The organism is Shewanella cutis (assembly GCF_022410515.1).
GTDB lineage: Bacteria > Pseudomonadota > Gammaproteobacteria > Enterobacterales > Shewanellaceae > Shewanella > Shewanella cutis.
On record NZ_JACSDI010000002.1, the window covers coordinates 134,080 to 158,115 of the forward strand.

The 24,036-nt window shown below is 46.9% G+C and carries 20 protein-coding genes; 11 read left to right on the plus strand and 9 right to left on the minus strand.

The genetic code is table 11. The annotated features are described in order from the left end of the window. Positions 1 to 69: 69 nt before the first annotated feature. From H9J30_RS05840 to H9J30_RS05880, 9 genes are all read right to left on the minus strand, one after another. Positions 70 to 1,518, minus strand: a complete 1,449-nt coding sequence (locus H9J30_RS05840; protein WP_240130170.1) for a L,D-transpeptidase family protein — start codon at positions 1,516 to 1,518, stop codon at positions 70 to 72. A gap of 206 nt (positions 1,519 to 1,724) precedes the next feature. Continuing rightward, complete coding sequence (gene mdoH / locus H9J30_RS05845; RefSeq protein ID WP_240130171.1) at positions 1,725 to 3,908, minus strand: glucans biosynthesis glucosyltransferase MdoH; 2,184 nt, start codon at positions 3,906 to 3,908, stop codon at positions 1,725 to 1,727. Between the two features lie 23 nt (positions 3,909 to 3,931). Then, a complete protein-coding gene (locus tag H9J30_RS05850) occupies positions 3,932 to 5,569 on the minus strand; it encodes a glucan biosynthesis protein G (RefSeq protein WP_240130172.1) in 1,638 nt (545 codons plus the stop codon). A 411-nt stretch (positions 5,570 to 5,980) separates the two neighbouring features. Beyond that, the gene (locus H9J30_RS05855; protein WP_240130173.1) at positions 5,981 to 7,375 is read right to left on the minus strand and encodes an ATP-binding protein; all 1,395 of its coding nucleotides are present in this window, start codon (positions 7,373 to 7,375) and stop codon (positions 5,981 to 5,983) included. Positions 7,376 to 7,490: 115 nt separating this feature from the next. Continuing rightward, positions 7,491 to 8,150 (minus strand): response regulator transcription factor, encoded by a 660-nt coding sequence (locus tag H9J30_RS05860; protein WP_240130174.1) that lies wholly within the window; start codon positions 8,148 to 8,150, stop codon positions 7,491 to 7,493. 9 nt (positions 8,151 to 8,159) lie between these two features. Next, entirely contained in the window at positions 8,160 to 9,062 is a 903-nt protein-coding gene (locus tag H9J30_RS05865; protein ID WP_240130175.1) for an FAD:protein FMN transferase, read from the minus strand. 156 nt (positions 9,063 to 9,218) lie between these two features. Continuing rightward, positions 9,219 to 10,562 (minus strand): DUF3570 domain-containing protein, encoded by a 1,344-nt coding sequence (locus H9J30_RS05870; RefSeq protein ID WP_240130176.1) that lies wholly within the window; start codon positions 10,560 to 10,562, stop codon positions 9,219 to 9,221. Between the two features lie 75 nt (positions 10,563 to 10,637). Beyond that, on the minus strand, positions 10,638 to 10,859 hold the full coding sequence (locus tag H9J30_RS05875; RefSeq protein ID WP_240130177.1) for a DUF4266 domain-containing protein: 222 nt from the start codon (positions 10,857 to 10,859) through the stop codon (positions 10,638 to 10,640). A 3-nt stretch (positions 10,860 to 10,862) separates the two neighbouring features. Next, entirely contained in the window at positions 10,863 to 11,330 is a 468-nt protein-coding gene (locus tag H9J30_RS05880; RefSeq protein WP_240130178.1) for a TlpA disulfide reductase family protein, read from the minus strand. A 350-nt stretch (positions 11,331 to 11,680) separates the two neighbouring features. Here H9J30_RS05880 and hyaA point away from each other — a divergent pair, with 350 nt between their 5' ends. From hyaA to hypA, 11 genes are all read left to right on the plus strand, one after another. After that, on the plus strand, positions 11,681 to 12,817 hold the full coding sequence (gene hyaA / locus H9J30_RS05885; protein WP_240130179.1) for a nickel-dependent hydrogenase small subunit: 1,137 nt from the start codon (positions 11,681 to 11,683) through the stop codon (positions 12,815 to 12,817). A gap of 3 nt (positions 12,818 to 12,820) precedes the next feature. Further along, positions 12,821 to 14,524: a nickel-dependent hydrogenase large subunit gene (hyaB, locus tag H9J30_RS05890; RefSeq protein WP_240130180.1), complete on the plus strand. Its 1,704-nt coding sequence runs from the start codon at positions 12,821 to 12,823 to the stop codon at positions 14,522 to 14,524. Between the two features lie 21 nt (positions 14,525 to 14,545). Continuing rightward, positions 14,546 to 15,220 (plus strand): Ni/Fe-hydrogenase, b-type cytochrome subunit, encoded by a 675-nt coding sequence (cybH, locus tag H9J30_RS05895; RefSeq protein WP_240130181.1) that lies wholly within the window; start codon positions 14,546 to 14,548, stop codon positions 15,218 to 15,220. 7 nt (positions 15,221 to 15,227) lie between these two features. Next, the gene (locus tag H9J30_RS05900; RefSeq protein WP_037417949.1) at positions 15,228 to 15,806 is read left to right on the plus strand and encodes a HyaD/HybD family hydrogenase maturation endopeptidase; all 579 of its coding nucleotides are present in this window, start codon (positions 15,228 to 15,230) and stop codon (positions 15,804 to 15,806) included. Beyond that, on the plus strand, positions 15,787 to 17,625 hold the full coding sequence (locus H9J30_RS05905; RefSeq protein WP_240130182.1) for a Kae1-like domain-containing protein: 1,839 nt from the start codon (positions 15,787 to 15,789) through the stop codon (positions 17,623 to 17,625). The genes H9J30_RS05900 and H9J30_RS05905 overlap by 20 nt, the downstream gene beginning before the upstream one ends. Positions 17,626 to 17,757: 132 nt before the next feature. Then, positions 17,758 to 20,172: a carbamoyltransferase HypF gene (hypF, locus tag H9J30_RS05910; protein ID WP_240130342.1), complete on the plus strand. Its 2,415-nt coding sequence runs from the start codon at positions 17,758 to 17,760 to the stop codon at positions 20,170 to 20,172. Between the two features lie 243 nt (positions 20,173 to 20,415). Beyond that, on the plus strand, positions 20,416 to 21,213 hold the full coding sequence (gene hypB, locus H9J30_RS05915; protein ID WP_047539671.1) for a hydrogenase nickel incorporation protein HypB: 798 nt from the start codon (positions 20,416 to 20,418) through the stop codon (positions 21,211 to 21,213). After that, positions 21,213 to 21,458: a HypC/HybG/HupF family hydrogenase formation chaperone gene (locus H9J30_RS05920; protein WP_037417941.1), complete on the plus strand. Its 246-nt coding sequence runs from the start codon at positions 21,213 to 21,215 to the stop codon at positions 21,456 to 21,458. The genes hypB and H9J30_RS05920 overlap by 1 nt, the downstream gene beginning before the upstream one ends. 62 nt (positions 21,459 to 21,520) lie before the next feature. Further along, entirely contained in the window at positions 21,521 to 22,660 is a 1,140-nt protein-coding gene (gene hypD, locus H9J30_RS05925; protein WP_037417937.1) for a hydrogenase formation protein HypD, read from the plus strand. Beyond that, positions 22,653 to 23,672: a hydrogenase expression/formation protein HypE gene (hypE, locus tag H9J30_RS05930; RefSeq protein WP_240130183.1), complete on the plus strand. Its 1,020-nt coding sequence runs from the start codon at positions 22,653 to 22,655 to the stop codon at positions 23,670 to 23,672. Before hypD ends, hypE begins: the two co-directional genes overlap by 8 nt. Beyond that, positions 23,672 to 24,028: a hydrogenase maturation nickel metallochaperone HypA gene (hypA, locus tag H9J30_RS05935; RefSeq protein ID WP_240130184.1), complete on the plus strand. Its 357-nt coding sequence runs from the start codon at positions 23,672 to 23,674 to the stop codon at positions 24,026 to 24,028. Before hypE ends, hypA begins: the two co-directional genes overlap by 1 nt. Positions 24,029 to 24,036: the final 8 nt, after the last annotated feature.

Consider the following 24,036-nt stretch of genomic DNA (forward strand, 5'->3'; position numbering starts at 1 on the left):
GCCATCCAGATCAAGTCTTCATCGACAAGCAAAATATTGGATTGCAAAATACTGTAATAGTTCAATCAATTAGAGAGTGTTAAAAATCGTTGCAGAAACCGCATGACTCAGCTCACTCTCTTGCTGATAAATATCATTGCGATATTGCACTTGCCCTGCATCATCGAGCCATACCGTCCAATAAACCACAAATACGGGCAATTTATCGGACAAAGCAAACCATTGGGATTGAGTGGTATCAGTATGCAATTTATCCCAAAGACGTTGATCTTTGACTAAGTGGGTCTTAAACCACAGGGCTAATTCCTCAACATTCTCGACCCTAATACAGCCCGATGATAACGCTCTGTTAGCCTTTTTAAAGAGACTTGGTTCAGAAGTTCCGTGCAAATACACACTAAAACTATTGTCGAAATGAAATTTATAGCGGCCTAAAGCATTTTTGGGTCCAGGCCGTTGCACCAACTGATAAGGAAAATGTGATGAGGCGAGTGCTTGCCATTCATCTGCAGAGTGCTCGGCTTGTTGACCGTCATAAGCATAAACATCAAATTCACGTTCCGTGAGGTAATATCCATCTTGGCGAATATGCGGCAAAATATCACGTTTGATAATCGTGCGTGGCACTCGCCACTCAGGGTTCATTACAACACTGGAAATTTGGCTAGCTAACAAGGGCGTTGGACGCGATGCTTTACCGACAATAACCTTAGAGCGTAAAGCCACCTTCCCATCTTCAATTAGTTTGAGCTCAAAAGCAGGAATATTGACGAGTAGATAACGTGCGGGTAACTGAGCTGTAAAAATCGACTGTCTAAGCACATTTCTCGCCAGCAACTTAGCTCTGGCTCGCGGGGATTGGTTAAGCCAGAAAAGGGTTTGCTTACCTATCACACCATCGGCGAGTAAGCCGTGTTGCTGCTGGAATAGCTTAATGGCAGTGACCAGCTCATCACCATAAAGCATACCATTATTCGCCTCTACCGATGGTTCCATACGGAGTTCATTTGGCAGAAATCCCAATACAAATAACCGCCGAGCGATGGGCGAGATCAATGGGCTTTGCTGCCCTGGACTGAGTTTCTCCTCTAGTATTAACGACTCCCATGAAGTCAAATCTTCTAACTGCATCAGTTGATACAGCGTCAAGCTCACGGCATGGTAATAGCTAGATTGCTGAGTAAATATCTGACTAATACAAGGTTCAACACATTCCGCTTGTTGATCGAGGTAATGCCAATAGCGCACAAGTTGTTGGCGCATTTTTATGAGTTCAGTTTGCTCATCGAGATTTACGTGCTTATGTTGCCATTGCCTGAGTTTTTGATAATTAGCACTAAATACGGGGCTAACGTCTGCAAGATCAAGCAACAATGTGTGATCAAGGAGTTCTTCAATCGAAATGTCTGGCTCAAAAGCAAGATTAGGTCGATCAGTTGGCTCCACCGCTTGCAGTTCGATAGAAACCAATATAAATGCCATCAGTAATGCTGTTAACCACCACAGCCTTTGCGACATTTTCCGGCAAGGTCCTAAGGTGTAGGATAGTGTTAATCGAGTTACAGGCACCATAAACGTCCCCCTGTTACAACAGCAACTTACGTCTGTATTAAGATTACTATAGCTGAAGCGACTAACGAATTGCAGACGATTATCTGCCAAAAACAAAAATGCCACTGATGATTATCAATGGCATTTTGACTATTTAGCTCATTAGAAAGCGATTAGCAGAAGGAGACAAGATCTTCTGGCACAAACTGCTCAGGTAGTTTTTGCAAACTCCGCAACATAAGTGGATTAGCTAACACCAACGCCATTTCCTGACGATTAAAGAGAGCCAAGGCACTTTGCTGACACTGTGCCTCGTGCACTTTAACATGCACAATGGCTTCAACCGGTTCAATCGGTGTACCTGCAGCCCGTAGTGGCTGTTTATCAACCATCGCTAAATGTAGCTCCATCAACGCAGGATCCTTCAGTAATTGCGCTAATGTCCAAGGCTGCTCAATATGCGACTGGTAAGCTGCTCGCGCTTCTTGTGCCCGAATACAAATAGGCGCAGGATTGCGTTCTTCTGGTGTGGCGAGGATCCCGATACGTTTGAAGAACTCACCAATCTTGATAGAACCCGTCCAAGCCGAAATGGGCACCGCTAACCACAAACCAATCAACGCAGGACTCATCCACGCAAGTAAGGTTAACGAATCCAAAATCGCCGCATAACCTAACATCACGCCAGCAAGCATATGCCAGCGATGCCGATAAATCAGGGTTAACCAAGGCATACTGCCATCATCACGGCGCTGCGGTGACCAACCACTGTCACGCCCCATCAGGATAGACATCACCGCACCGCAGTGGATGAACATCATGATTGGCGCGATCAGCGCAGAAAGGATCACCTCAAACAGCACACTGAACATGGCTTTAATGCGTCCACCCACACTGCGGGCAAATTTGCCATCTTTCAACAGCAACAACACCCCAAAGATCTTCGGACCAAACAGCACCACCATGGTGATATAGAACAATCTTAATGCCCTATCGGAGTCCATGATTGGCCAAGTAGGGAATAACGAGAATTGATCAGTAAAGTACTCAGGGCGGATAAAGTGTGCCTGCAGGGCGAGCATCAAACCCGTTAAAATCAATAACAACCAAAATGGCGAAGACAAATACGCCATAATCCCGGTCATTAAGTGCAGACGGCTGATCCAGTGTAATCCTTTGGTTGGCAGAATGCGTGAATGCTGTAAGTTACCCTGACACCAACGGCGATCGCGAACGGCTAAGTCGACAATCGATGGAGGGCATTCCTCATAAGAGCCGGGTAAGTCGTATGCAATGACGACACTCCAACCCGCACGGCGGATAAGGGCAGCTTCGACAAAGTCATGGCTTAGAATGTGCCCACCAAAAGGTGGTTTACCCTTAAGGTTGGGCAATCCTGCCGCGCCCATAAAGGCTTCGGTGCGGATAATGGCATTATGCCCCCAGAAGTTACCTTCTTTTTGTACCCACCATCCTAGTCCAGTTCCAATCACTGGCCCATAAATACGCGCAGCAAACTGCTGCAAACGCGCCATTAAGGTAGTGCCATTGATGAGTGATGGAATAGTTTGAATGAGTCCAGCATCAGGATCGGCTTGCATCCGCTGCGCTAAGCCAGTGATGGTTGATGACTCCATCAAACTGTCAGCATCGAGTACTAATAGGTGATCATAACGCGAGCCCCAACGTCGGCAAAAGTCAGCCACGTTCCCTGCTTTTCGTGCGACGTTTTTACGACGGCGACGATAATAAACACGCGAATGTTTATGAGTTTCTTGGCGAAGAACCAAAAATGCCTGCTCTTCTAACAGAGCGATTTCGGGATCTGTAGTATCGCTTAAGATAAACCAATCAAACGCATGTCCATGACCCGTTTGCGATAATGCCTCAGCCATAACTGAAACCGCCGAAAACACCCTGTCGGGGGATTCATTATAGGTCGGCATTAAAATTGCGGTGCGAGTATGCAACTCCGTTTGCGCAAGCTCGTTTGGCTTAGGCTTTTTCAGCAGAAGTAAAAAACCAGCTATCCCACTACAAAACGCGAGTGCAATCCAGCAGAAGTTAATCGCAAACAACGCCAACATCAGATATTCGAGTGGGGTAATACCACCTATACTGAATACAGCGCCCATTTCATAGATAGCAAAGGACGATAGCAACAAAGCGCCACCGACCACAAAAAACCGCCGGGAAGTCCGTGAACGAACACCGTTTGCCACAGTGCTGCGCCGAGGGAATCCTTCTGGCATTTGGCTTAAACTTTGGGGCTCCATAGGGCCAGGCCTTTCATTAGGCATGGCACTACCACCCACGAGCACTTCAGTATCAAGTACCGAATTCTCGGATACAGTCATATTATATTGCTCCGTCATGGACCTTAAAGCGTCCAGCGATAGAGCCAGGTTTCAACCTGACGCGGTGTAGAGAACTTGAGTTCAGCACGTAATTCGATAAGGTCTTTATCTTCCGGCTCTAACTCAAACGCGAGGCGATAACCATTGTTTGCCGCATTACGTGCGATCACCACATTTGAAATCACCCCACCGGAAGATTCAACCTTCGCCAGAGGTAATTCATCTGGCATAGTGCCATTGAGATGATAATCAACAACAAACAAACGTCTTGGGGTCGCTTTCGCAATGTCTGCACGCCCACTTGCGGTGCGACTCACCACGACAGAATTGGTTTTCGCTACTGGTTCATCGCCCCAGCTCATGCGGTAAGCAAAGTGATATTCGCTACCAGCAGGAATAGGCTGACGCGGCTTCCAGAAGCTCACAATGTTATCATGAATTTCTGATTCTGTTGGAATTTCTGTCAGAACAACTGCACCTTGTCCCCAGTTGCCCACAGGTTCAATCCATAAACTTGGACGACGTTCATACTGTGCTTCAAGGTCTTGGTAAGAGGCATAGTTGCGCTCACGCTGGATAAGACCAAAACCCTGCGGAGAGTTGTCAGAAAACGCACTCACCTGCAATTGACGTGGGTTTGCCAGCGGACGCCATAGGTGTTCACCACGGCCATTGAACATTAATAAACCATCAGAATCATGGACTTCAGGTCTAAAATCATCGGTATCGTGGCGGCCATTAAGCGAATGTAGGAACATACTCGTACTTGGCGCTAAACCAACTTTACTCAGCTCTACACGGGGAAATAGCGTCGCTTCAACGTCGATTTGAGTGTTATCACCAGGGCGAACAGAGAAACGATATGCACCCGCTACACTTGGGCTATCGAGCAATGCATGCACCACAATAAGGTTACTGTCGTAGGATGGACGTTCTACCCAAAAAGCACGGAAAATCGGAAACTCTTCACCTTCAGGATCAGCGGTTTTTAATGCCAAACCACGGGCAGACAAACCATAGGCGTTACCTTTACCTAAAGCGCGGAAATAACTCGCCCCTTGGAACACCATCAACTCGTCAAAAACGCCATTGGTATTTAACTGGTTATGAATACGAAATCCTGAGTAGCCAATGTCATCATTGGGCAAGGCCTGAGATATCACCTCTCCTGCTGTGAAATACTTAGGTTCATAAGCTAAGTGGGTCGCTTGGTTTGCTTCCACAATGGCAATTTCAATTAAATCTTGGAAGTAAAACCCACGGTGAAACATTTGCATTTGAAATGGCAAACCTTGATCGCGCCAAATTGACGAAACAGGGTTAAAACGGATATCGCGGTATTCATCATAGGTTAGCTTAGCAAGACCCGCTGGCATAGGGTCCTTTAAAACCACGTAGGGTTTAGAAGCCAGTTTACGCGCCAATTTCACCACTGAGTCACCATCAAAGGTGCCTGTTTTGGTGAATCTCACTTGAGTTTTATTTGCAGACTGAGCCGTTGCCTTTGGCGGACTGACCACAGGAGTAGCAGGTTTGTTCTCAGCAGGCTTTGACTCATCAGCAAACGCAGTGCCCGACAGCGCAAATGCCGCGCTAAGAGCCAGTGAGCAAATGAGTGAAGAAGAAGGTTTAAACGATTGGCAACGCAACAAGCTAACCATAGAATAGGTAACCTAAAAATAATCTAAGAAATCAGTGTTTTTTATATGTACAGTGAAATTTTTTTACCGCTGTTTGAACGAAAAAAAACACATACTGTTACATATCGCGAAAGATATCAGAAGGAGTTAAAAACTCATAAATAAAGATGCAGTTAACTCCCTTTGCCCGATACTATTTAGCAATATACTTATATCAATTAAGAATATCAAATTTGATTTAACATACCATATTGATCTTTAAAAGTAACAAATGCTAATAAAGTGCTGCCAAGTTCGCAGATTGAACACATATTTAGTGAGTTTTTCAGCCTGACCATCGCCAATAATCTTAGGTGATAGCCGCCAATATGCGAGCCTGTTAACGTAAAAATTTGATGATATAAAACACTTAACTCACCTGCCTATGCGGCGCTATTGTGGCAAAAACAACGTGACAACTAAGCCAGCCTGTTCACGGGAAGCAATTGTCAATTGGCCTTGGTGTAAACCAATAATATGATGGCAAATAGAGAGTCCTAATCCCGCCCCTATCCCTTCATTTTCATTCACTCGATAGAAACGTTCGGTTGCACTGGCGATTTGTTCGCTTGTCATCCCTTGACCACGGTCAGAAATTTTTATCTCAACTCCTGTAGCGACTTTGACTGCACTGATGCTGATCTCGGTTTCTATTGGGCTATATTTACAGGCATTTTCAATAATATTTTTCAAGACCACCAACAAATAAAATCGGTCACATTTAAGGATTAATCCCGCATCCACATCAATATTCCATTCATATTCAGTGATCAGAGGCATGAGTTGATTGAGCGCATCCTCAACCATAGGCAACAAGGCATAGGATTGTACATTCAATTCAGCAATAGAATCGACACGGGCAAGCAGGAGTAATTGTTCAACGGTATGACTCATATGCTTAACACCCGCATCAATCGCCGCGAGGTGGATATGCTGGGCAGGATCATCTCCGACTAATCCCTCTAAACCCTGTTGATGTAACTTAATCACAGATAATGGCGTTTTTAGCTCATGGGCGGCGTCGGCGCTGAAGCGGCGCTCTCTGGCAATAAAACGTGCAATACTGCTGATATACTGATTGAGCGCCCGTCGCACTGGCACTAACTCCTTAGGTAACGACATGGCTAACGGCGTGAGATCGTTAGGCGAGCGTGCCATTAATTCGCGTTCGAAGGTTTTTAGCGGACGAAACAAAATATAAAACAGTAAGCTGACGATAAGCAGGGTTAACGGTACCACTATTAGTGGCACGATTACCGCATTTTGCATGATTTGTGAAACCAACTCTTGACGAACTTCATCTTGCTGGGCCGTGATTATCCACACTTTATGCTTGGCAGAAAAAAAGCTAAACACATGCCACAACTCACCTTCAAAGACTCTTTTACTGTAGCCCTGTTCAAATTTGGTAAGAGGTTCACGCTCAATGTTGTCAGAAAATACCAGCGCCTGCCCGGTTTCACTCCAGATCTGAAACGCCAATTTATGTTCATAGGCAAGCTTAAGCGCGTCAGCTTTTTCAGCAAAACTACTGACTTGGCTATCTGGGACATGGAGAACTTGAGGCTGTGTTTGGGGATGCTTAAAATCCGCTTCATCATGGTAAAACAACTCTAGCATTTTGGCTGTTTGCAGCATTTGAGCATCAAACAATTCTTCAATTTGGTGCTTAGCATCTCGGGTGCTTAACCAGCTTGAAATCCCTACAGATAATGAAATACCTGAGAGCATTAGTAAGGTTAATAACAAACGTAAAGAATACACATCCAGCACCTTGAGTCGATTCACCCTGTTATCCCCGTTGTTAATGGTGAGTGTAAACATGCCCTAAAAGGCTGTTACTAAATACCGATATACGTTAGGTTTGTCACTTAAATCCTTACTCAAGTTGCCATAATGACGGCTAATTCACTTCCGTCAGGGTATAACCAATCCCGCGAACCGTCTTAATCAACTCATTGGCTAATTTCTTTCGTAAATGATGAATATGAACTTCGATTGAATTACTACCCACCTCATCCCAGCCATAGGTGAGTTGCTCTAACTGATTACGGGTTAACACTCGGCCTGCGGACTGAGCAAGTTCCAGTAATAGCTGAAACTCCCGTCGCGAGAGGGACACATTTTGCTCACGAAAAGTCACTTCTCGAGTGTTGAGATCGATACTTAATGCGCCAATATTTAAGCTGTTATGGTCAAGACCGAATTGACGGCGCACGATTGCTCTAATACGCGCGGCTAATTCACGCACATCGAAGGGTTTGCCTAAATAATCGTCGGCGCCAACATCGAGGCACTCTAATTTGGTATCAAAATCGGTATTCGCGGTCAGCACTATGGTGGGAATAGATACCCCCTGCGATCGCCATGCTTTGAGGAGTTCTTTACCATTTCCGTCGGGAAGACCTAAATCGAGCACAATGGCGCTAAAAGTTTCATTTTTTATTCCCACCAACGCCTGATGATAACTACTTAAGTGATCAACCTGCATGCCCATTTTAGCAAGGCTTAGGCAAATTCCTTGCGCCAGCAACTCATTATCTTCCACTAACATGATACGCATGATGATGCCCTATCGAAAAATACTAAACTGAACCGATTGCTTGGTTAAAAAGGCTTCAGCCTGCTCACCCTGCAACATCGCCATGGTGGCGAGCATCCCAGCGGTCACACAGTTTGGCCCAAGAACGGTCACCGACCGTGGAGCGCCACTCACGGGATATCCGGTTCGCGGGTCGACAATGTGCCCATAACGCCTACCATCAACCTCAATAAAGCGTCTTGTGTCACCACTTGTTGCTAAAGCACCTTGTGTGATGGCAAGCACTTTGGCGGCATGGTCAAGACGATTAGGATCTTCAATACCCACCTGCCATGGCACAGAATGCGCGACAGGACAGGCGATATCACCGCCAAAATTCACTAAGACCGAAATCTTGGGATAGGACTCAGCCAGTTCATAGGCCACACTGTCGACCGCATATTCTTTTGCGATACCACCGAAATCGAGTTGCATACCAGCGGGGATTTTTAGCTCGCGAGAATTAAATTCAAGGCGCTCAAATCCTACTAAGGCCCTCGCCGCATCAATATCAACCTTTGCGGGCAGAATGGCGTCCTGAGTAAAACGCCACACTTGCATCAACGGGCAAGCCGAAATATCAAACAACCCACCACTTAACACAAAGCATTGTTTTTCAAAGGATAAAAGCTGCCAAGTTTCTTCATCAATAGCCACAGGCTTGCCTTGGGCATGGTTCAACTGCCATAGGTAATTACCCTCAATAAATCGGCTATATTTTTGCTCGATGCGATAGGCCTCACGAGCCGCCATATCGAGCATATCGTAAGCGGTGCTCTCATCATGGCTAGCAATCAATAATTCGCATGGGCTGGCCATAGCCCTAAATTCGCCCAAAAATCCCCAATCACGGCGCAGGAGTCGATATGGCGTGCTTGGAGAAAATGATGACATATCGCGTTCCTTATGGTGGTGCTTAATGTGGCTGCACCAATGACAGGTTTAAATGCAGTTCCTACATACAGGATACTGGAATTGGGCAGCTCAGTTGCCCAATTCCTAGCGTGCTAACTTGCAACGTTAACTTGTACTAATTAACACAGTTTACCTTTAAAAAGAATAACTAAACTGTGCGGTGATCGCCTTTTGAGTCGGGAACAGATCATAGTTTTGCAACTGACCTGGGATCTCGGTGCCATTGTTTTTCGGATCTTGTTGATAGTATTCCAAACGGTAGGACATTTCGTGTCCACCCGCTAAACGATGACCAAACTTCACGCCAAAAGTATAGGCACTCATGTCACCTATTCGATAATCGGCACTGGCAAACTCAGGTAATGGCGACTCCGCCATCAAGAAAGGTTGATAGAAATTCGCCGCCGTTTGTTGATAGTAACGAAGATGCAACTGACCATAAAAACTGCCACTGAAGTAATAACGATAATGGGTTTCTAAGGTGTGTGAGGTTAAATCCCAATCATCCGTAGTATAGCGATAGGAAAAATCGACCACTCCCGAATCGAGCGCCCCTTTGGTCATCATATAAAAACTATGTTTTAAGCGTGAATCAGGGCGATTTTCATAGACGATGTTTTCCGTCGTGCCGTTAGTGTCAACGACGCTTAACACTTTGTAGGGATCGGTTAAATAACCTGTCACACTGGATAAACCGTAATTGGCCTGCAATAACCAGCGCTGATTGAGAATTTGAGTAATGCCCAACATCAAATCAATGGTTTGTTTATCATCACTACTGTTTTGACGAGTGGCATCAAACGCACTGCGATAAGCTTCGTCGCTAGTAAAGTAATCACGGATCGCCATAGTTGATAACGCAACAGGCCTGCCACCCACAGGGTCAACCACATCAAAACTATACGCGGTACCTAAAAACAGCGTCGTGTTGTCCTTATTAAAACCACGCTCAACTCCCGCATTAATCCCCATCGACATGTAGTCGAATTCCTTAGAGCCATAAATACCACCATTTACCTTCCAATCGGGATTCAGTACCTGCGACCAGTTCGCATTCGCCTGCACTCGAGTATCGTGGAAAGTATCATCGAGCGGCGTCTCCCCCGCAGCAACGGTATATTGGCCATTACCAGAAGGACGGGTAAAGGTCTGACTGTTACTTTGGGCGACAGCGCCAGAGGCCGAAGCCCCCGTTAAGCTATCAACAACCAGTTTTAGATCAAGCACGCTATCATCACCAAAGGCTTTTTGCGCCGTACCTATGGCCTCAACCGCCTGTACCCTATCCTGCTCACCGTAATACATAAGTGCTGCATCGACTTTCCAGTCATCGAGATTTTTTGCTAATTCAGTCGCGTGTCCATTCGATACAAACAAACCGCAACTGGCTAACGCCAACGCACTGGCGATGTATTTTGTCTGCGGTTCCATTTGCACAATTTGCGGGGCATTTGTGTCTAACTTGTTGTTATTTGTCATGGCTGACAACACCTTTATATCACTGAAGCTTATTTAGACGAAAAACCTAAGGTATTAGCGATTACTAAATTGAGGTTAGTTACAACCGCAACCACCACCGGCAAAAGCGCGGCCACCACTGCTGCCTTCTTTACTGAAGTAGATATGATCGTCCAAAGCCTGATCTAACTTTTCGCTATCGAGCGCCATGTCGCTTCGGGCAAACTGCCCTTTTTCCCAGGGCTCAACCCCTAAGCTTGAGCAACCACCCGCCCCTAACATCAATAACGAGACAGCAACTAATGTGATTTTTCGCATAGCTCACTCCTTCAAAAGATTCACGAGTTCTTGTTCATAATCAGCAATATTGTCTTGGAAAAAACCAGCATGTTGATTCACTAACTGGCCTTGGCGATTGAAAATAAAGCTGCTGGGCATCCCCAATAAATCGAAGCTTCGCGCCACATCGCCTTCGGGATTAAAACGCACGCTAAAGTGGGCTGGCACTTGCTTTAAAAACTCATCGGCAAGGGCTTTGTCGGTATCAAGGTTTATGGCTACAACCGCTAACCCTTGCTCTCGATACTTTTGCTGCATGGCATTCATCCAAGGAAAAGACTTACGGCAGGGTCCACACCAAGAGGCCCAAAAATCGACATAAACGACTTTGCCTTTAAATTCATTAAGGGATACGGTTTGACTTTGTGTATCAAATACAAAGTGATCGAGTGAAGGCGCTGCAAGCACACTTGCACTAAGCATTCCGAGGAACAACACGAGTTTTTTCATAGGTTACCCTTACATCACAATTAAGTTTGAATTTATTAACTGAATCTTAAGGTTTGCTTAAACGTTAAAAGAATAAATAAAGTCAGCATTAAGCATTAATCTTTATGACTTCAATTGATTGCAAAGCGAGCGCTAGCAGAGAAAATGTTAAAACTGGGACATTTTGTCTCATTTACAAAACCAAAATTAGATCTGAATCATGTTAATTAAATGTCAAAATCAGTTTAATCACATCTCTGGAAAATTCTTGATATGCATCAAGAATTTTTGACCACCTAGCGCCTAAACTGCATGTGTCAATTATGTAAACCCTTACCAATTTACATTTAAACAACAAAAAAGGTTGACCCATGGACACACATGCAGCCCTCTATGAACAGGGAAAGGCGCGCTTAGATGCATTGCGCCAATTCGCTCCCCGTCAACAGCAAACCCTATTCGAAAAATTACAACAACATAACATATCACGCCGTGACTTTATGAAATGGAGTGCCATGGTGACGGGGATGCTCGCCCTACCACTCCCCTTTAGTAACTTAGTTGCTGAAGCGGCCGAACTCGCCGACCGTGTACCCTTAATTTGGTTACATATGGCCGAATGTACTGGCTGCTCCGAATCCTTGATTCGTACCGATAGCCCCAATTTAGATACATTGATTTTTGATCATATCTCATTGGAATATCACGAAACCTTAATGGCTGCCTCAGGTTGGCAAGCCGAGGAAAACCTAGAGCACGCACTCGAAACCTACAAAGGTCGGTATTTACTGGCCGTTGAAGGAGCTATTCCAACCGCCAATAACGGCAGTTTCTTAACCGTAGGTTGTAAAGGCCACACAGGTCTAGAAATCGTCAAACATGCAGCTGAAGGCGCCGCTGCGATTATCTCTGTTGGCACTTGTGCAGCATTTGGTGGCGTGCAAGCCGCCTACCCTAACCCAACGGGGGCTAAGGGAGTGCACGAAGTGGTCAGCAAACCCGTGATTAACTTAGGTGGTTGCCCACCTAGCGAAAAGAACATCGTCGGCACCCTGATGTATTTCATCATGTTCGGTAAATTGCCCGCACTCGATATGTTCAACCGTCCCAAATGGGCCTATGGCGCACGGGTACATGATAACTGTGAACGTCGTGGCCGTTTTGATGCAGGTGAGTTCGTTGAAGAATTTGGCGATCACGGCGCGAAAGAAGGCTACTGCCTCTATAAAGTCGGTTGTAAAGGTCCCTACACCTATAATAACTGCCCTACGGAACGCTTCAACCACCACACCAGTTGGCCAGTGTTAGCGGGCCACGGCTGTATGGGCTGCTCTGAACCTAACTTCTGGGACGATATGGCTGACTTTGAAAAACCCCTTGGTCGCCAACTGCTCCATGGATTGGATGCAACCGCAGACACCGTCGGTGCGGTGATTTTAGGCGCGACAGTCGTTGGCATTGGAGCCCACGCCGTTGCCAGTATTTTTGCCAAGCCGCTGGAGGAATAACCCATGAGCAAGCGCGTTGTTATCGACCCTATCACCCGTATCGAGGGTCATTTACGTATCGAAGTTGAAGTTGATGAGAATAATGTCATCAACAAAGCATGGTCATCCTCTACGTTATGGCGTGGTATTGAAGTCATACTGAAAGGCCGTACGCCCATGGACGTAGGCCTGATTGTGCAACGTATCTGTGGCGTATGTACCTATTCACACTATCGCTGCGGTACCGAAGCGGTGGAAAATGCCTTAGGGATCCAAATCCCCTTGAACGCAAAATATCTGCGCTCACTGATGCAAACATCCTTATATATGCATGACCATATAGTGCACTTCTATCATCTCCACGGCTTAGACTGGGTTGATGTGGTTTCGGCCTTAAGTGCTGATCCTGCGAAAGCCGCCCAAGTCGCCCTCAAATATACCGATAAACCCATCGCCGCTGGCGAAGGTGAATTAAGAGCAGTACAAGAGCGTGTAAAAGGCTTTGTCGAAACCGGAAAACTTGGTCCCTTCGCCAATGCTTACTGGGGTAATGGCACCTATAAGTTTACCCCTGAACAAAACCTGATAGCCCTATCGCACTACCTTAAAGCCCTTGAAGTACAAAGGGTTGCAGCAGAAATGCTCGCTATTTTCGGCGGTAAATCCCCCCATCCACAATCCTTAGTGGTGGGCGGTGTGACCTCAGTGCGCGATATGTTAAGTCCTGCTCGTCTGCAAGAATGGAAACAAAAACATGAGATCGTAACCGACTTTATCCTACGTGCTTATCAGGCTGATATCGTGATGGCAGCCGAAGCCTTTGGCACTGAGCCTAGCGTACTAGGCGGCGTGAATGTTAAAAACTTCATGGCTACCCATGATTTTGTGCTCGCTAATGGCGAATATTTGTTCGACCAAGGCGTGATTATGAATGGCGATTTAGCGGGTGTGAGTGATATTAACCCTGATCTTATTGCCGAGGATGTCAGCCACGCTTGGTACAATGCTGATGCACCGCAACATCCCTACGATGGCACCACCATTCCAAATTATACCGGTTTTGTTGAGCGGGATACGGTTTACGGCAAACTACCCACCTTAGATGGTGATGGTAAATACTCTTGGGTGAAATCACCACGTTATCAAGGTGAACCCGTGGAAGTTGGCCCGCTTTCTTGCCTGTTAGTCAGCTATGCCCGTGGCAATAAAGTGGTTGTCGATGCCGTCAATGCCCTGCTTGCGCGCACAGGTCTTCCCGTGGAGGCACTCTTCACCACCTTAGGCCGCACCGCTGCGCGGATGCTACAAACCGTTATCGTGGCGCAGGAAGGCCTTAAAACCTTCGATGCCTTATTAACAAACATTCAGTCTGATGAAACCACCTATGTGAATCCTCATATCGATCCTAGTAAAGAGTATGTGGGTCACGCCATGATTGAAGCGCCCCGCGGCATGCTAAGCCACTGGATCCGAATCAAAAATGGTGTCATTGAGAACTATCAAGCCGTGGTTCCGACTACCTGGAACGCAGGTCCTGTGGATGCCAACGGCAAGCTCGGTCCCTATGAAGCCTCACTGATTGGTTTGAAACTGGAAGATCCCACTAAACCCCTTGAGGTGATACGTATCATTCACTCATTCGACCCTTGCATGGCGTGTTCAGTACACGTGATGGATTTTAAAGGTCAGGCATTGAGCGAGTTCCGTGTCAGCCCTAATGGTCAATAACAACGAGGGAGGGAACGCAACATGAACCATTCTGAAACCCGCATTCGGACACTGGTTTTTAGTCCCGCAATACGGATTTTCCACTGGTTACGGGCACTGACGATTTTAGTGCTGGTGATCACCGGATTCTATATTGCTTGGCCGTTTCTTGTGGCGCCCGAAAGTACGGATGTATTAGTACAAGGTTGGATCCGTTTTGCCCATTTGATCTGCGGTTTTATCTTAACCGCAGTCACTTTGGCCCGCTTCTACTTGTATTTTTTCAGTCGCAGCGATATCGAGCGACGCTCGTTCCGTGATGTGATGAGCATTAAGAGCTGGATTACCCAACTAAAATCTTACATTTGGATGGGACATTTACATAAAGCTGGCGTTTACGGGCCACTGCAGTTTGTGACCTACGTAGCAATCTCCTTTGTTTCGCTTGTGATATGTATTACTGGTCTCGTACTGTATGCCAATGTCTACCATGAAGGTTTAGGTGGCATGCTTTGGAGCAGTGCAGCTTGGATCACCGCGCAAATGGGTGGGCTAGCACAAGTTAGGATTTGGCATCACTACCTCACTTGGGCATTCGTTATCTTTGTGGTTATCCACGTCTACATGGCGGTTTGGTCAGGGATACGCTTCAAACATAACTCAGTTGACTCAATTGTCTCTGGTTACGACTACCCGAAACCAGACTCACACCACTAGGAGTCCAATGAAGATATTGCTACTGGGTATTGGCAATGTCCTGTACGCCGATGAAGGCATCGGCGTACATTTTGTCAATTACATCACTGAGAATTATCAGTTTACGCACGAGTCCCATCAACTCGAGATGCTCGATGGCGGCACCTTGGCCCAGGGACTCATTCCGATTATTTGCCAATACGATTATTTGATCGTCGTCGATACCGTGAATGCAAACGGGGTTGAAGCGGGTGAGGTCTATTTCTTCGACTTTGATAAAGCCCCGCAGGAAATTGACTGGCAAGGCAGCGCCCATGAAGTCGAAATGCTACAAACCCTAAACATGATGGAAATGGTTGGCGACAGGCCAAAAACCTTTGTATTAGGTGTTACTCCAACCGTGCTTGAACCTATGACACTCGGCCTCACCCCCAAAGTTGCATCCGCAGTTCCTTTGATGGAGCGCACCCTGTTATCCCACTTAGCCTCCCTTGGATTCACTGCGACACGCATTGCCGATCATAGTATCGACTCGCTGATCCCCGACTCCTATAAACGTGGTGTCACTCTTGGTGAAAATATAGAAGATGAAAAACATCAGATTTGATTTTACCTGCTCACGTCAGGTGCCCTTGTATGCGCATTTATGTAATCAATACCTAAATTATGATGCGCTGAATATTAGCATTGGTTGCGACAACCACAATGATTTTGGTCCACAAACCTATTTTATTGAAGCCCAAGGTGAGCAAGCGCCGCTAGAGCAACTGGCCGATGCGATTGCCGCTGATTTTTTAATGTCTGTTTGGTTGGTTGACTCAGGCATTAAAGTTATCGATGAGCCACAAGGCCAGCGTACCTTATTAGAGACTCATAATTCGCAAACGGATAAATCGGTTGCCGCTTTTTGCCAGCAATGTTATCCCCTGTTTGGCGATAATCAAGCGGCGCAATTTGGCGCCATTGATTTAACCTGTTCCTGTTGTCACGGTGAAACCCGCTTAACCCCTGCCCAAAAAGCCCTCACCTTAACCGATCTTAAAGCCATGGCTGAGCAGTTAATAACCCAAGGCTCATTAGCGTTAAGCTGTGAAGGTATAGCGTTAAGCTTAGAACCGTTTGCTCGCGATGCCAGCAGACCACAACTGCTGATCTGTAATCCAAACACCTTAAATGCGCATTTTTGCTTAAAGGATCATCAAGTCGTTGCGCTATCCAGCATTGAAAAACCGCTTATTTGCGCAAGACCCATTCAAGATCACCAAAAACTGTTTGCGCCGCTATACGATATTTGTTTTGGCTATAGTCGCGTGGTAGCGGTCCTTAGCGAAATTTTGCGGCAAAAAGGAATTGATTGGGTTTATCTTCAAGGTCAGCACCATAGGCCCAAATTGGCTTGGATTGACGGTGCATGGGCCCAGTTGTCCCACCAAGATGGAGACAATGCTAATAACATCAGCAAACATTTCAATGCGCCGGAGCCGTTAAGGGAAGACATTCGCTTTCTCGGTTTTAAAGCACAATGGCAAGCGCATAAAAAAACACGCTCACACCAAGGCACGCTTAGCGTACAAGTCTTATCCTCTGTAGAGAGTGAAACGAATTACGAAGGTGCTCAAGAAGATCATACAATTACCGATGCAGCGCTCTTTGCTGCATTGCTAAATGGTAAATTTACCAGCCATAAGCAGGCCAAAAATGCGGCGGTGATTTACTTAAGCCATGATCATCCGAGCCAAATTGTCACCTGCGATAATAAAGGCGACACTTCACTGTTTTTTGCCCTGCCTGAGCTGCCCGATAATGGATATGACATTTTCCACAGGCTCGACAGCAGCCCGCAAAAAGCGGTTGCGCAGAAGTTTAAAAGTCAGTTTCCTGATGACTACTTGAAACTGCTCAGCCTAAAACTCCACGGCAGACGCGATAATCTTCAGAGCCTATGGGCTATTGCCGCGATCTTGATTGGTTTGAATCCGCAGGAAGAAACCCAGACACAAGACTATTTGAGCGATGCTCTCATGGCAGCTGCCATGCGTTATCAGGGAGCGAATGCACCGCGCATCGACTACCCTCTCACCAAAGGCGAAGCCCATCGGAGCCTTAATTGGTGCAAAACCCTTGGCACACTACTGAGCTTTAGAGTGGCTGGCCACAGCGACCCAAGCCAACTGGCTTTTGCGATGCAGGACTCCCTCGCCGATTACCTTGCCAATTGGCTTGAGCATATAGACTTAAATATTGGAGTTCAGACAATTGCTTTAGCGGGTAATGAGTTAGCTAACGAAACCCTCTGTAAACGCATGAGTTTACGCTTAGGTAAAAACTTCCCGTTACTGGTCAATCGTAGTCTCGACTTAGAGGGAGATAACCTTGCTGTAGGTGCGCTGTATGTTAAGCAGCGGCAATTAAACACCCTTGGATAAATACTTAACATTCGTGTTTGCCCCAGAGATATCGCAACATTAGAGAATAGATTGTTATCTTCTAATGTTGCGAACAAACCTAAAAGAAGACTGAAATTGAAACAAGCAGCCTCATCCGCTAACCAACAGGATATGATTGAACGTCGCCAACTGCATATCACTGGCATAGTACAAGGCGTGGGCTTTCGGCCTTTTGTCTACCGCTGGGCAAGCGATTTGCAACTCACTGGCACAGTACTCAATAATGCCAAGGGCGTGATGATAGAACTGCAAGGACCGAGCGCAAAACTGGATATTTTTATCCAAGAGTTAGCAACTAACCCGCCACCACTGGCACGTATCGACCATATAACCCATGGACAGCTAGCGGTAAAATTAGCGGAGACACACTTCGAGATTGTTCAAAGCGATAGCCAAAGTGATGGCACAAAAGACCCTAGCTTAGCAGCACTCGTTGCCGTGTCGGCCGACAAAAGTACCTGCCAGGATTGCCTAGGCGATATGCGCAATCCGCAGGATCGCCACTTTGGCTATGCCTTTACTAATTGCACCAATTGCGGCCCAAGATATACGATTATCAATGCCTTACCCTATGATCGCCATCATACAGCCATGGCGGATTTCGCTATGTGCCCCGATTGCGCCAAGGCCTATCAAGATCCATTAAATCGCAGATACCACGCTCAGCCAGTCAGTTGCCCAAAATGTGGCCCACACCTGAGTTTAAAAACACCTAAGGGTGAGCTAATCGCATTGACGCCCTTGCTCCACTCGCAAAACAACAGCATAGCGGTATTGGCCGCCGCGGCCGATAAGCTTGCACAAGGACACATCCTCGCCATAAAAGGGCTCGGTGGATTCCACTTGATGTGTGACGCGAGAAACAGCTACGCAGTGAGTCAACTACGGCAACGAAAACAGCGTAAAGCCAAGCCGCTGGCGGTAATGATGCCTAGTATTGAAATGGCAAAACAGTACGTTACGGGCACGGAGGCGGAGTGGCAAACCTTAAGCTCGCCGGAACGGCCCATCGTATTGATGCAAGCGTTGGATGAGCATGACCTTAGCCCCGAAATCGCACCTAATATCCCCAAGCTGGGTGTATTTTTACCTTATACGCCACTGCATCACTTACTGCTTAGCCAATTTAATGGCCCGCTAGTGGCCACCAGCGCCAATGTGTCGGGCGAGCCCATTATCACCGATTGCGATGTGCTTATCAGCCAACTTGGGCATGTGGTGGATGCTATCGTCGATCATAACCGACCGATACTCAACGGCTGTGATGACAGTGTTGTGCAACTTATTCAACAGCCAAATGGCAATACGCCGCAGGTGCAAGTGCTGCGTCTAGCGCGGGGTTATGCGCCATTAAGTTCTCCATTAACAGCGCCACTAACACGCTCAATCCTCGCCGTGGGAGCACAGCAAAAAAATGCTATCGCTTTCGGATTTGGTGCAAATGTATTTTTAAGTCCGCATATTGGCGATCTTTTTAGTGTCAGTGCCGAGCAGTATTTCGAGCGCACCTTAGGCACCTTTGCGCGCCTGTATCATTTCAGTCCCGAGCTGATTGTCCATGATAAGCACCCAGACTACGCACCATCGCGCTGGGCAGAAGCGCAGCAACAAAAAAGCCTTGATACACAGAGTGGAGCCTCTGGTTCAATCCAAACCTTAAGCGTGCAACATCACCATGCCCACGTACTTAGCGTCATGGCCATCAATCAATATCAAGATCCGGTATTAGGCTTTAGTTTTGACGGTACCGGCCTTGGTGATGATGGCAGTCTCTGGGGCGGTGAAGTGTTATTGACCAGGTTAGACAAAGCTGAGCGCTTAGCCCATTTTGAAGCCATCTCCCTACTGGGCGGTGAGCAAGCAATAAAACAGCCTGTGCGATTATTACTGGCACTGCTGTTTGAACAAATGAGTTTAGCGGCGGTACAAACCTTAGAGTTACCGATCCTAAAAAGCCTGACACCCTTAACGTTAAGCAATTTGCACCGGATCTGGCAAAGTGGCAATACGATTAAAAGCTCATCGGTTGGCCGATTATTTGATGCCCTCGCCTGCGCCTTAGGATTGATTGACACCACACAATTTGAAGGCCAAGCGGGCATGCTGATAGAAGCCGCAGCAAGACGCGCCGATAAAAAACATTTACCGCCACTTATCCTCAATTTACCGCTGAGTTCATCAGAGGATGACCCGCAACAAGTACAAGTTTGGTGTAGTAGCCAACTGTTTAAACAGCTTATCGTGCACATCACTGAGGCGCCACTTTCCTCCCAGAGGCAAAGCATTATCGCCCGCGCGTTTTTGCATAGTCTTGGAGATGCTATTTGTAGTTATGCTGCGCGCTATCCATCACTGCCCATTGCGCTATGTGGCGGAGTATTTCAAAACCAATATCTGCTCGAATATTGCCTCAGTAAACTTCATCTCCAAGGCAATACAGTGCTCCCCAACAAACATATTCCCGTTAACGATGGCGGTATCGCCCTTGGCCAGCTTTGGTATGGAATTCATCAAGAGGCAATATAAAAACCACAAATAAACCGCTGCTATGACATATCTGCGTAGTGCTTGATATGCGCCGTGACCAAATGGCCAAAATCTGATTGTTCAGGGTCAAAACGACCTAATAACCTGACGAACATCAAAGATTCCTTTAAGGATTTGTATCACACTTAACATTAGCGTAATCAAATTAACCCTATTCGATAGCATCACCATATTGTTCGGACAACAGCTCAAATCTGTGACGAGAACAAGGAGAATGACAAGATGTGTAAAGACTGCGGCTGCTCTCTACCCCGCCACTCTGCGATTCAACAAGGGCATGATCACCATACAGGTCATTCCCACGAACACAGCCATAAACATCAGGAATTGCATACCAATCCTCAGCTTAACGATAAAAAAACCTTGTCGGTGATCCATAAAATTCTCGATAAAAATGACGTAGAAGCTGCCCACAACCGAGCCCATTTCGAGGCTCACCATATTACCGCCTTCAATCTAATGAGTAGCCCAGGTAGCGGCAAAACGACCTTGCTTGAGCACTTAAAAGAGTACACAAAACTTAATTACGCCGTTATTGAAGGCGATTTAGAGACCTCCCGTGATGCTGACCGCTTAATCGCAAAGGGCATTACAGCCCATCAAATTCAAACTGGCAGTGCATGCCACCTTGACGCCTTTATGGTGCATGGTGCTTTGCATCACTTGCCGCTGGAAGGGTTAGATATTTGCTTTGTGGAAAACGTGGGCAACCTCGTCTGCCCCGCCAGTTATGATGTGGGCACCCATAAAAATATCGTGCTGCTCTCCGTTCCCGAAGGCGATGATAAGATTGAAAAATATCCAGTAATGTTCCGCCGTGCTGACCTGGTTCTGATCACAAAATGTGACCTATTACCCTACTTCGATTTCAGTGTCGACGAGGCCAAAGCCCAGCTTAAAAAACTCAATCCGGACACTCAAATACTCGAAGTCTCGATTAAAAATGGCGATTCCATGCATGCCGTTGCCGCTTGGCTAAATGAAAATCTGCGCCGAAACACTGTGGGAGAGCCACAATAATGTGCCTATCAATCCCCTCACAAGTGGTAGCAGTTGATAACGAGCGCCAATCTGTAACCGTCGATACCTTAGGCGTAAGACGCGATGTCAGCAGCCATCTTATGACTGAACCCTTGGCTATTGGTGATTATGTGCTCATTCATATCGGTTTTGTGATGAATAAAATTGATCGCAATGATGCTCTGCAAAGCCTTGAATTATATCAAGAGATAGTCGCAAAACTTGAAAATGAAACCACGCATTAAGCAACAGCCGCAGTTGTAAACGATCACAAACCACAGACGATACACTGCGACAAGGATTGAACATGCTTGAATTAAAACAACTTTATCAAGGCTTTCGCGATCCCCAAACCATTGCCTCGCTTGCAAAGGATATTGCCCAGGTCGCTCACTCACTCGATCAACAAATCAACATTATGGAAGTGTGTGGCGGCCATACCCACACCATCATGAAATACGGCTTACTGGATTTGCTGCCGGATAACATTGAGTTTATCCACGGCCCCGGCTGCCCTGTATGCATTATGCCTAAAGAGCGGATCGATCAAGCCGCGGTGCTTGCCCAGCAGGAAGATGTGATTTTAGTGACGCTAGGCGATATGATCCGCGTCCCCGGCTCCCAAGGTTCACTTGCCAGTTTCAGAGCCAAAGGCTGTGATATTCGGCCTATCTATGACCCTTTAGACACGCTCAAAATTGCCCGTGATAATCCAAATAAAACCGTGGTGTTTTTCGCCATTGGATTTGAAACTTCCACCCCAATGACGGCAATATTGTTGCAACTGGCCGAGCAGGAAAAGCTGGCGAATTTGTTTTTTCATATCAACCATGTATTAGTCCCACCCGCAATTGATGCCGTGATGCACGATCCTAATGCGAGGGTCAATGCCTTTATTGGCCCAGCACACGTCAGTGTGATCAGTGGCGCCAAAATCTATCGCCCAGCCGTAGAGCAATACGGCACACCGGTAGTGGTCTCTGGTTTTGAGCCCGTGGATGTTATGGAGTCTATCCTGCGTATCGTGCGTCAAAAGGCCGCAGGCAAGGCAGAACTCGATATCCAATACAGCCGCGCTGTATCTGAGCAAGGTAATCTTGCCGCACAGGCAAAAGTTGAACAGTTTTTCCAGATCAGACCGCAATTTCGTTGGCGCGGGCTTGGACCAATCCCCAACTCGGCGCTGCAATTAAGGGATGAATACGCCCACAGGGACGCAGAGCTGCGCTTTAAAGACAGATTGCCCGTCAAAGAAATTGATGATCATAAGGCTTGCCAGTGCGGCGATATTCTACGTGGACTCGCCAAACCGAAGGACTGCAAAGTCTTTGGCCGTGGCTGCAATCCCGAAACCCCTCTCGGTAGCTGCATGGTCAGCTCCGAAGGCGCTTGTAATGCTTATTACCGCTATCAAGGCATCGATAGCAAGGAGCAACATCATGGCTGATGTATCAACCAAAGAGAAAGCGATTCAACTCAGCCACGGTGGTGGCGGTAAAGAAATGAATAAGCTCATCCGCGATCTGTTTTTTGCCGAGTTCGATAACCCGATTTTGCGTAGCGAAGAAGACGCCGCAAAACTTGAATTACAGGGTGCGACGGCCTTTACGACGGACTCTTTCACTGTATCACCGTTGTTTTTTGCCGGCGGTGATATCGGTAAGCTGGCGATTGCTGGCACTGTTAACGATCTCGCCATGATGGGTGCTGAGCCTCAATATTTAAGCTGTAGCGTGATCATCGAAGAAGGTTTTTCGCTCAAAGACTTAACCACAATTGTACGCAGTATGGCCAAAGAGCTGAAACAAAGTGGGGCTAGAATTGTTTGTGGCGACACCAAGGTAGTACCTAAGGGCTGCGCCGATGGCTTATTTATCAATACTTCAGGCGTTGGGCGTATTTTACGTCCGAATATCTCGGCGGCCAATGTCGCGCCCGGCGATGCGATTATTGTCTCCCGTGATATCGGCTGCCATGGCGCGGCTATTTTGATGGCGCGTGAAGGCCTTACCCTCGAGTCCACGCTACAAAGCGATTGTGCCACGCTCTGGCCAGTCGTGGAGCAATTGATCGCTGCTAATATTCCACTGCATGCTATGCGCGATGCCACCCGCGGCGGGCTCTCTGCCGTATTAAATGAATGGGCCGTTGCCGCCAATGTCGGCATCACAGTCAATGAGGCGAGCATCCCAGTTTGTGATGAGGTCAAAGGCTTATGTGAACTCTATGGCTTTGAGCCAATGGATTTAGCCAATGAAGGCACCTTTATCTTGGCCGTGCCCAACGATATCGCCCTTGGTGCGTTGGAAATTATGCAACGTTTTGGTCACTGCGAAAGCGCGGCAATTATTGGCACTGTCAGCGACGAATTACCCGGAAAAGTGATCTTAAGAACGCCATGGAATACCAAACGTTACTTAGACTTGCCTCAAGGTGAACTGCTACCAAGGATTTGTTAATGCACGAGTATTCTATAGTAAGCGCCTTAATTGAACAGTGCGAGCAACATGCGCGGGCAAATCAAGCAACTAAAATTACTCGAGTAGCAATCAAACTCGGCGTGATGAGCGGTGTCGAACCCACCCTACTTCAAACGGCGTTTGAGACCTTTAAACTCGATGGGATCTGCCGCGAAGCCGAGCTTAGCATGACACTACAGCCACTGGTGATCAAATGTGCTGATTGCCAACAAGAGTCGGTGCTCGATGAGCGTTCAATCGTGTGCCCCGCCTGTAACAGTTATCATACGCGGGTATTAGAGGGTGAAGATATGCTGCTGATGCAGCTTGAAATGGAGCAAGCAGAGGATATTTAATCGATTAC

Bases quoted from the DNA above. Each gene is read 5' to 3' on its own strand.
- H9J30_RS05840 (WP_240130170.1), bottom strand. From the start codon at position 1,518: ATGTCGCAAAGGCTGTGGTGGTTAACAGCATTACTGATGGCATTTATA.
- mdoH (WP_240130171.1), bottom strand. From the start codon at position 3,908: ATGACTGTATCCGAGAATTCGGTACTTGATACTGAAGTGCTCGTGGGT.
- H9J30_RS05850 (WP_240130172.1), bottom strand. From the start codon at position 5,569: ATGGTTAGCTTGTTGCGTTGCCAATCGTTTAAACCTTCTTCTTCACTC.
- H9J30_RS05860 (WP_240130174.1), bottom strand. From the start codon at position 8,150: ATGCGTATCATGTTAGTGGAAGATAATGAGTTGCTGGCGCAAGGAATT.
- H9J30_RS05865 (WP_240130175.1), bottom strand. From the start codon at position 9,062: ATGTCATCATTTTCTCCAAGCACGCCATATCGACTCCTGCGCCGTGAT.
- H9J30_RS05870 (WP_240130176.1), bottom strand. From the start codon at position 10,562: ATGACAAATAACAACAAGTTAGACACAAATGCCCCGCAAATTGTGCAA.
- H9J30_RS05875 (WP_240130177.1), bottom strand. From the start codon at position 10,859: ATGCGAAAAATCACATTAGTTGCTGTCTCGTTATTGATGTTAGGGGCG.
- H9J30_RS05880 (WP_240130178.1), bottom strand. From the start codon at position 11,330: ATGAAAAAACTCGTGTTGTTCCTCGGAATGCTTAGTGCAAGTGTGCTT.
- hyaA (WP_240130179.1), top strand. From the start codon at position 11,681: ATGGACACACATGCAGCCCTCTATGAACAGGGAAAGGCGCGCTTAGAT.
- hyaB (WP_240130180.1), top strand. From the start codon at position 12,821: ATGAGCAAGCGCGTTGTTATCGACCCTATCACCCGTATCGAGGGTCAT.
- cybH (WP_240130181.1), top strand. From the start codon at position 14,546: ATGAACCATTCTGAAACCCGCATTCGGACACTGGTTTTTAGTCCCGCA.
- H9J30_RS05900 (WP_037417949.1), top strand. From the start codon at position 15,228: ATGAAGATATTGCTACTGGGTATTGGCAATGTCCTGTACGCCGATGAA.
- H9J30_RS05905 (WP_240130182.1), top strand. From the start codon at position 15,787: ATGAAAAACATCAGATTTGATTTTACCTGCTCACGTCAGGTGCCCTTG.
- hypF (WP_240130342.1), top strand. From the start codon at position 17,758: ATGATTGAACGTCGCCAACTGCATATCACTGGCATAGTACAAGGCGTG.
- hypB (WP_047539671.1), top strand. From the start codon at position 20,416: ATGTGTAAAGACTGCGGCTGCTCTCTACCCCGCCACTCTGCGATTCAA.
- H9J30_RS05920 (WP_037417941.1), top strand. From the start codon at position 21,213: ATGTGCCTATCAATCCCCTCACAAGTGGTAGCAGTTGATAACGAGCGC.
- hypD (WP_037417937.1), top strand. From the start codon at position 21,521: ATGCTTGAATTAAAACAACTTTATCAAGGCTTTCGCGATCCCCAAACC.
- hypE (WP_240130183.1), top strand. From the start codon at position 22,653: ATGGCTGATGTATCAACCAAAGAGAAAGCGATTCAACTCAGCCACGGT.
- hypA (WP_240130184.1), top strand. From the start codon at position 23,672: ATGCACGAGTATTCTATAGTAAGCGCCTTAATTGAACAGTGCGAGCAA.